The organism is Aquamicrobium defluvii, from assembly GCF_004363725.1.
Lineage (GTDB): Bacteria > Pseudomonadota > Alphaproteobacteria > Rhizobiales > Rhizobiaceae > Mesorhizobium > Mesorhizobium defluvii.
The window spans coordinates 1-7,636 of sequence record NZ_SNZF01000056.1 but is presented as its reverse complement, the minus strand read 5'-3'; the positions used below and the strand labels follow the sequence as shown (position 1 = coordinate 7,636).

Below are 7,636 nucleotides of genomic sequence, written 5' to 3'. Positions count from 1 at the left end.
AAGCCTAGCCTTTAAGAGAGAGGGCTGGCAACGGCCCTCTCTTTCCAATTGTCAGCACTCTACGCGCTCCCCACCGTCTCCGTATCCTCGCCCAGCCTACGCCGCCCCGCCGCCGTCCTCGGCCTCGATCTCATGCTTGATTTCGAGCAGCGTCCGCGCCGCCTTGATCGTCGCCACCGCGTCCAGAAGCGCCTTGCTGACTTCCTCGGCGCTGAAAAGGTCGATCAGGCGCGCCATTTCCGACCATTCGTGCGCCACATCGTTCGGGCCACCGTCATTCGCTGGCGTCTCGGAATAGTTGATCTGATGCCGGTAATCCCGGATCGTGGCCGCGCACCGCTGTAGCAGGCGCGCACGCTCGGCTTTCGTCAGCCGATCTGTCTCGTTCGCAGCGCGGATAAGCTCGGAGATGAACGGGGCGACAGGATCGGGCATAGCGTATCCAAGCATCTTTCCCGGCGGCCCTCAACCGGATTTCACGTTCTTGATTTGTTCTCATTTCCGAGTCACTGTTGGAAATGGGAGGCTGGTATGAGTGAGGAAGACGTTTGGCTGCAAGCATTCCGTCAGGCTGGCGACGAAACGAGACGGCAAGTCATGCGCTTGCTCAGGTCTTCGGGCGCAAGCCGAGAAGGGTCAACACACTGTCACGAACAGCAGGGTCAGCACTACGGAGGCGCTCTAGGAATTCCCGCTCCAGATCAGGGGGAATGAGGCTGGCGCTATCAGCCTCTTGGGCCTCCATCTTCACCGGAGGGTCTCCGCTTTCATTGATGATCCATTCTGGCGTCGTATTTAGAAGCCTTGCCAGTTCGACGATCTTGTTCATCGATGGCTTTGATCTCTTTCCCTCCCACTGAGCTACGGACGGTCTCTTGATCCCAAAATGATCGGCAACCTCATCCTGCGTGAGGCCGGCCATCCGGCGAGCGTGGGCAATTCTGTCGTGAATATCCATACCCCTCTTGTATTTTCAGCCTACGCATTTTTCACCTACGTAGGCAATTGACAATTATGTAGGCATTGCCTACGTTGTCGATATGATCACTATCGTCAAAAAAGCAGCGAAGACCTCTGGCGGCGTCGTGGCGCTCGCCCGTGAGCTTGGGATCAAACACACGGCGCTCTATTCCTGGACTAGGGTTCCAGCCGAGCGCGTACTGGACATTGAGAGGATCACTGGCGTTTCCCGCCACGATCTGCGCCCCGACATCTTCGGCCCCGCCACTTCCCGCCGCCCCTCCAAGCTGGAGAAGAGCGCATGAGCGCGATCATTGACATCGAGCCCACGCATGTCACCGGAAGCGGTCAGCGTTATCGCGTCTACCATGACGGTGATGTCCTCGTTGAAAGCTGCCGTGTCCCTTTGTGCGATGGCGCGCGCGCGCTTGTTGAGAAAGGCGTCACGGGCCGTGTCCAGATGCGCCGTGCCGGCAGCCATGAAATCGTCATGCAGGGCCTCATTGCCGTACTGGCGACGATGACTGTTTCGGAAGGTCAAATATCTGGCCCCCGCTTTGCCAAATGGTCGCCACACTGGGCTGCGGAGGCCGCGCAATGAGCATCGCATCATTCATCGTCTGCGCTCTTTCATTCGCTCCAGCCGCTCTCCTTGCTGCTCGTATTGCTGGGTGGGTTTGATGACCGTCTCCGAGAAGCACGCCGGCCTGCGCATCATCGGCCCCCGTCCTGTCGAGCATAACGGCCTTCGCGGTTTCGTGACGACATTTGAATTTGGAAACACCCATTCGGTAGCGCTCCTTCCTCCCGGCGCAACCGAGGCCGGATCGGTCCAACCCTCCGCCGATCCGGCCACCCATCACGCATCCCGAAACGGTCGAGGCGAGCAATGATTATCGTTGCAGCCAATACGCGCGGCCGGACGCCGACCCGAGGAAAGTCGAACGCCCGGCCTCTCTCCAGCGGCATGGAGATCTTCAATTTCATCAGACGCGCAGGGCATTGGTTCTCGCCCAACCTTCGCGATCTATCGGGTATCAGCTTCGCCCGCGTCAGAGGTGTGGTGGCTGGTATGCAACACCCGGGTCACTGCACCTCGTTCCTTTTCTCTGGCCTTCCGCGCTTCCAAGCCTGCAAGCAATCGTCGCGCGGCCTCAGCCAAAGTCTCAAACCCCTTTTGTCTCGTGTTCTCCATGCCGTCATCAAAGCATGGAGCCGAGAGCATGAAGTGCAGAGAAAGTCAGCATCAGGAGCGCAAAGTGTCGAGTAGCGCAACGATTGCTGCCGGTTATGTCCGGCGCATGGTCGAGAAAGAAACGAAAGGTTGGGGAGACCAGAACAATGCCATGTCTCGTCTTGAAAGGCGATACGGGCTTCCGTTCTGGTCCCTAAACAACCTTCGGACAGGTAGAGCGAAAACTGTCGAGGCTGGTTTGTTTACGCGTATCCGGTCTGCGTATCTGGACCTGTGCGAGCGGGAAATCGCCAAGCTGCAACACGAACTCTCCGTCGAGAAGGCCCTGAACCCCGATGACGATCTTTCAGATATTGAGGCTGAAGCTCTGGCTTTGGCTGAAAAAATTGCGGCGAAAAAGGCAGGGTGACGGCCAATGACCCACCGCCCCGACTGGCACGACTACGAGGTAGAGCCTGACCGCATCGTCAGGCGCGGCGTCTCTGCTGACCAGATGATTTCCAATGCGGCTGTCATTGCTGTGGCGTTTGCAGCCACGCTTGGGGCGATCTGCATTTCGCTGCTGATCTGGGGGTGGTGATGCACGTCGATCTCCCTTGGCCCGCGCGCAATCTCCACCCAAACGCCCGGCCTCACTGGTCTGAAAAGGCCCGTTCTGCCAAAGCAGCACGCTTTGCAGCCAGAGAGATGGCCAAGCCTCTCGGGCAGATCGACGCCGAAGCGATCAAGGTGACCTGCATTTTCTCCCCGCCGCCGATCAGGCGCAACAGGGATGCCGACAACCTTCTGGCTGCCTGCAAATCCTATTTCGACGGGATCGCGGATGCAATCGGCATCGATGACAGCAAATTCCAACACCAAGCCCCGGTCTGGGGCATCCCTCAAAAGGGCGGGAACGTCCGTATCATTCTGGAGCCGATCGATAGCTGGGAGCAAATCGGAGACGTAGCCGCCCGCGTCTTGGCATCGATACCAGTTCCCCGTCGAGGTGCGGCATGACGGATCAATCGCCCATCACCGGATATGTCCCAGAGCTTGAGCAAATTGTGCTTGGCGCTCTGCTGTTTGGAGGCGACTACCGCAAGGTCATGTCCTTCCTGCGGGAGGATCATTTCGTCCATGATCTGCACCGTATTCTCTACCGAGCCATCGTCACGGCCAATGAGCGTTTTGGATCGGCCACGGTGCCGAGCGTAGCAAAACTGCTGCCGGACGATACAGCGACCGTGTTTTCGAGCAAAACCGGCAAGAGCCCTGCTGCGTATATGGCGAGCCTGTCTGACTTCAATGTTGCGGGAAATCACAGCCTGGACAGGGCAGCGCTTGCTGTGGTCGAGCAATGGGCGCGGCTCAAGGCTGGGGAATTGGCCGCGAGCATGCACGCCGCTGCTAACGATCCAAACTCCGATCCGCGAAAGCTCATCCAGTCGCTTTCCTCCGACCTCGATCTTGTCTCTGCTGAAATGCGATCCGGCCCACGCCGCAAGACGCGCATGTCGCTGGCGAGCGCTGCCGGGAATGCGTTTGCTTCTGCCAGAGAGGCCGCGCAGCGTGGACGGGGCCTGACTGGCATCACATGGGGTCTATCGGACGTGAACCGCCTCACTGGCGGGATGCAGCGCCGCGACCTGACCCTGATTGGTGCCCGCCCCAGCGCCGGCAAAACCACCGTCGCCCTTTCTACAGCCATCAAGGCCGCAAAGGCTGGAGCAGGCGTTGGCTTCATCTCCCTTGAGATGGACGCCGACAAGCTGGCTGCCCGCGCGGTGTCGGACATAGCCTATGACTGGCACGTCAAGGTTCCCTATGCCGATATAATCCGGGGCCAGGTATCGGATGACGATCTGGCCGCGCTTGAGAACGCAACCAAAGACCTCGACCGGCTTCCGATCATCATCGAGGAACAATCCGGCCTGTCCATCACGGATATCCGGGTGAAGGCCGAAATGATGATGGACGAATTCGCCAAGTCAAATCAGTCGCTCGACGTTCTCATGATCGACCATCTGGGCCTGATCAGAGCTTCTTCGCGATACAGCGGCAACCGGGTTCACGAGATATCCGAGATGACAGCCGCGCTCAAATCTTTGGCGCGTGAGTATGGCATAGCGGTCGTTCTCCTGTCGCAACTCAATCGTGCCGTAGAAAGCCGCGATAACAAGCGCCCGCAGCTTTCTGACCTTCGCGATAGTGGCTCCATCGAGCAGGACGCCGACACGATCATCTTCCTCTACCGAGAGAGCTATTACCTCGAACGGGAGAAGGCGTCAGGCGAGCGGGAGCAGGAGCGCACCCAGCGCCTAATCGACTGCCAGAACACCCTCGAATTCATCATCAGCAAGCAGCGCAATGGCCCGCTCGAAACCGTCGAGTTGTTCGCGGACATGGCATGCGGTGCGATCAGGAATGGAGCAAGAATGTGAGCATTCAGGCTGTCGCGTGGGCTATCGATCAAAAGACAGGGTCGGCGGCGGGAAAGGTTGTCCTGATCTGCTTGGCGAACTATGCGGACGAGGACGGGAAATGCTGGCCTTCTCAAAAGACGATTGCCGAAGAAACGGAATTATCCGAGCGGTCGGTGCGTGAATGGCTCCAGAAGCTGGAAGATGCAGGGCTTCTCACCCGTGAGCCGAGGCGTCGGGATGATGGTTATCGCGCTGCCGATTTGATCTGTTTGGCGCTCAAAAACCAACCGGCAAAATCTGCCGGTAAGCCCAATCTCACCGGCAAATCGCGCCAATCTCACCGGCAGATAGCGCCGATCTCACCGGAACCAGTTGCCGCGCCCACTTCGTTCGAACCGTCAAGGGAACCGTCAGCAGAAGCTGCGCGCGAGGAAACCGACCTCGAAAAGCTCGACGCCAAGTTGTTCGAAGCCGCTGGGGATAAAATCCAGCCTCACGGCGCTCTGGTGCTTTCCTCGATCTACGGACTTCTCGAAGCGGGATGCGACCTCGAAACCGATATTCTGCCGACGATCAGGGCTCGGGCGTCGAAGCTAACGCGCCCGGCAGGCTCATGGGCCTATTTCGTTCCCGCAATCAGGGACGCCTACGAACAGCGCATTGCAGCCGGCAAGGGCCTTCTCAAGCCAAAAGAGCCGGTCACTCTCGGCCAGTGGGAGCAAGGGCTTCCGCCAGACGAACAGCGCGCCAAGTGGGCCAAGACCCTCGCCATGGCCCGCAGCACCGGCCAGTGGAAAACGTGGCTGTGGGGCCCGAAGCCGGGCGATCCGGGCTGCCGTGTTCCTGAAGACCTTATCGCCGCCGAGCGCTTCCTGCGCCCTGAAAGATTGACCGAAGAAACGAAGGTGCCGGCATGAGCACGCCAGACTACGACCACGAGAGATTTTTGCGTTATCGCGGATACAACCCGAAATTCTACCGGCGCGCGATGGAAAAGCACCGGCGCGCGGAAGCAGTCGCAAAGGCCAGAGCAGATGCCGCCAAAGCCGCAGAAGCGCAGCGGAAACGGGAGGCGTTCGAGCACGCCATGGCAGAGCAGGAAGCGGACAGGGCAAAAGAGGCCGGTCTGGCGCTGTCATCCATCAAGCCTGGATCGAAAACGCCAGCCAGAGAGATTGTCGCCCACGTCGCAGCGCTCCACGGCATCCCGGTCGCAGAAATCATTGGCGACAGCAGGAAGAAGGACGTTGTGGCCGCCCGACACGCCGCCATCAGAGCCATTCGTGTTCATCGCCCGGATTTGTCGTTCGCTCAGATCGGCAAGGCGGTGAACCGCGATCATACGACGATCATTTCGTCGCTCAAGAGGACGGCCGCCCTGAGCGAGGTGGAGGGATGATCAGAGCCGAGGACTTGAAATTCGAGGTCTACCCGGTCCCCGGCATTGACGCTCGCGGTGGGCAGCATGTCGGGGGTCATTCCGGCGTCAAGGCTACGCATGAGCCGACCGGCCTCATGGCCTACGTCAACAGCGGCCGGTCGCAGCACATCAACAAGATGATCGCGGAAGAAATGATCTTGGCTGCGCTCACCCATCCGAAATTCCGGTAGGCGGCAACTGATCGAGGAAAGCATGGCAAAGGTCGGCATCGACAAATCCAAGCGTTGGTATGTCGTGAGGACAAATATCAAATGCGAGCAGAAGGCTGCCGATAATCTGCGGCAGGCCGGCTTTGACCATTATCTACCCCGTCAGCGCATCGAAAAGTTCAACAAGCGCACGAACACCTATCGAGAGATCGAGCGGCCCTTGCTGCTGCGCTACCTGTTTGTCGGGCTGCCAACTGGTGCAGAGCATTTCGGCTTCGTCAGGGCCTGTGAGGGTGTCGAGGATATTCTCGGTGACCTCGAAAAGCATCCAGTCGCCGTACCGGCTTCGGCCGTCGAGGAAATCTATCTCGATGAGATCGACATGAAGTTTGACGATACGCGAGCGGCTCGAAAGCACCGAGGTGAGACGCTGGACCGTGAATTCCCACGCGGCGCAAAGGTGTTTGTGAACAGGCTCAACACGATCCTGCATGGCGTGACGGCCACGGTCATCAAGACCAACGGCGAGGACAGAGTGCAAATATCACTAGGGTCCCTTGGAAATCCATGGGTAAAGCCATCCGAGATTGTCGCGGCGTAGTTGACTTTCCATGTGGTATTATAATACCTTTCTGGAAAGGTGATTTGCGGCTGTCGGGCGGACCTTCGTCATAGGGAATACTCGCCGGGCCCCTGCGGAGATCGTCACCGCTCCGTGGTGGAGGCTTGTGGGCGCGAATCAGGGGACAAACGCCCGTCAATAGGGTTGGCAGAATTTATGGGGATGGTAGATTCCTAAATGCAACTGCCCCGCGATGGATCGGGGCAGAGGGGTCCAGGCAGTCAGAATGCCGGGATCGCCAGCCAGAGAGCCCGGTGGGGCGGGTGTGTGACAAGCTTGCAGGGCCGAATCACACACCTCCATCGCTCTGGCAGGGACATTGACGGATATTCGCCATGGAGACGGCAAGGGTAGCGTGGCGGTTTCCCGAGGTTTTGCAGGTTTTTCACAGGCGCCAGTTTCCTTGCCTGAATTTTCAGTTTGCCGCAGTCCGGTCCTGAGGATTTCTCGGGGTAAGTCGGGCAGCCTGCCCCGGGGCAGGTAAGGATTGGGGTTCGTCCCGGTCGCTGCGGCATCTCCCAATTCCCGCAAGGGAATAGCGAGGCTCCTAGCGCTCACTGCGCCGCGATGGAGTTGAACGGGCATGACGCCGCCTCGCTCAGTTTCGCCAGAAGGCACAGGTAGCCCAATGATGCGCCGCTATTCCACCATGCGCCGGCCTCGCCTTGCTGGTATAGATAGGCTTCATTCGTTCCCGCGACTGATAACGCAAGCTTATCACTCATTGCCCCTCTTTCCCGTCATGTGCGGTTAAGAGCGCGGGCAGAGGCAAATCCGTATCCCGAGGAATGTGATGTCTGAACGTGGAAGGCCTACAGCCTACCGGCCAGAGTATGCCGAGCAGGCCGCTAAGCTTTGCGCGCT

General features: G+C 59.0%; 13 protein-coding genes. 10 read left to right on the top strand and 3 right to left on the bottom strand.

Going from position 1 to position 7,636, the window contains the following annotated elements; all coding sequences use genetic code 11:
* Positions 1–96 precede the first annotated feature (96 nt).
* Together DES43_RS21660 and DES43_RS21655 are read right to left on the bottom strand one after the other, a co-directional pair.
* A complete protein-coding gene (locus DES43_RS21660) occupies positions 97–435 on the bottom strand; it encodes a hypothetical protein (RefSeq protein ID WP_133676358.1) in 339 nt (112 codons plus the stop codon).
* A 172-nt stretch (positions 436–607) separates the two neighbouring features.
* The gene (locus tag DES43_RS21655) at positions 608–958 is read right to left on the bottom strand and encodes a helix-turn-helix domain-containing protein (RefSeq protein ID WP_133676356.1); all 351 of its coding nucleotides are present in this window, start codon (positions 956–958) and stop codon (positions 608–610) included.
* Between the two features lie 82 nt (positions 959–1,040).
* On the opposite strand from DES43_RS21655, the gene DES43_RS21650 reads away from it, so the two are divergent.
* The 10 genes from DES43_RS21650 (at position 1,041) to nusG (ending at position 6,751) form a co-directional block, all read left to right on the top strand.
* The gene (locus tag DES43_RS21650) at positions 1,041–1,265 is read left to right on the top strand and encodes a transcriptional regulator (RefSeq protein WP_133676355.1); all 225 of its coding nucleotides are present in this window, start codon (positions 1,041–1,043) and stop codon (positions 1,263–1,265) included.
* Positions 1,262–1,561 carry a hypothetical protein gene (locus DES43_RS21645; RefSeq protein WP_133676353.1) on the top strand — a complete coding sequence of 100 codons (300 nt, stop codon included), beginning with the start codon at positions 1,262–1,264 and terminating at the stop codon, positions 1,559–1,561. The genes DES43_RS21650 and DES43_RS21645 overlap by 4 nt, the downstream gene beginning before the upstream one ends.
* A 622-nt stretch (positions 1,562–2,183) precedes the next feature.
* On the top strand, positions 2,184–2,564 hold the full coding sequence (locus DES43_RS21640) for a hypothetical protein (protein WP_133676351.1): 381 nt from the start codon (positions 2,184–2,186) through the stop codon (positions 2,562–2,564).
* Between the two features lie 6 nt (positions 2,565–2,570).
* Complete coding sequence (locus DES43_RS22560; protein WP_166647810.1) at positions 2,571–2,735, top strand: hypothetical protein; 165 nt, start codon at positions 2,571–2,573, stop codon at positions 2,733–2,735.
* Positions 2,735–3,154, top strand: coding sequence for a RusA family crossover junction endodeoxyribonuclease (locus tag DES43_RS21635; protein ID WP_133676349.1), 420 nt, complete (start codon positions 2,735–2,737; stop codon positions 3,152–3,154). The genes DES43_RS22560 and DES43_RS21635 overlap by 1 nt, the downstream gene beginning before the upstream one ends.
* Positions 3,151–4,578 carry a replicative DNA helicase gene (locus DES43_RS21630; protein ID WP_133676347.1) on the top strand — a complete coding sequence of 476 codons (1,428 nt, stop codon included), beginning with the start codon at positions 3,151–3,153 and terminating at the stop codon, positions 4,576–4,578. The genes DES43_RS21635 and DES43_RS21630 overlap by 4 nt, the downstream gene beginning before the upstream one ends.
* Positions 4,575–5,477 carry a helix-turn-helix domain-containing protein gene (locus DES43_RS21625; RefSeq protein WP_166647809.1) on the top strand — a complete coding sequence of 301 codons (903 nt, stop codon included), beginning with the start codon at positions 4,575–4,577 and terminating at the stop codon, positions 5,475–5,477. The genes DES43_RS21630 and DES43_RS21625 overlap by 4 nt, the downstream gene beginning before the upstream one ends.
* Positions 5,474–5,959 carry a helix-turn-helix domain-containing protein gene (locus DES43_RS21620; protein ID WP_133676343.1) on the top strand — a complete coding sequence of 162 codons (486 nt, stop codon included), beginning with the start codon at positions 5,474–5,476 and terminating at the stop codon, positions 5,957–5,959. The genes DES43_RS21625 and DES43_RS21620 overlap by 4 nt, the downstream gene beginning before the upstream one ends.
* Positions 5,956–6,171: a PCRF domain-containing protein gene (locus DES43_RS21615; RefSeq protein WP_133676341.1), complete on the top strand. Its 216-nt coding sequence runs from the start codon at positions 5,956–5,958 to the stop codon at positions 6,169–6,171. Before DES43_RS21620 ends, DES43_RS21615 begins: the two co-directional genes overlap by 4 nt.
* Positions 6,172–6,193: 22 nt before the next feature.
* Positions 6,194–6,751: a transcription termination/antitermination protein NusG gene (gene nusG / locus DES43_RS21610; protein WP_133676339.1), complete on the top strand. Its 558-nt coding sequence runs from the start codon at positions 6,194–6,196 to the stop codon at positions 6,749–6,751.
* Positions 6,752–7,326: 575 nt separating this feature from the next.
* On the opposite strand, the gene DES43_RS22555 is transcribed toward nusG, so the two are convergent.
* Positions 7,327–7,497: a hypothetical protein gene (locus tag DES43_RS22555; RefSeq protein ID WP_166647808.1), complete on the bottom strand. Its 171-nt coding sequence runs from the start codon at positions 7,495–7,497 to the stop codon at positions 7,327–7,329.
* Between the last annotated feature and the right edge of the window lie 139 nt (positions 7,498–7,636).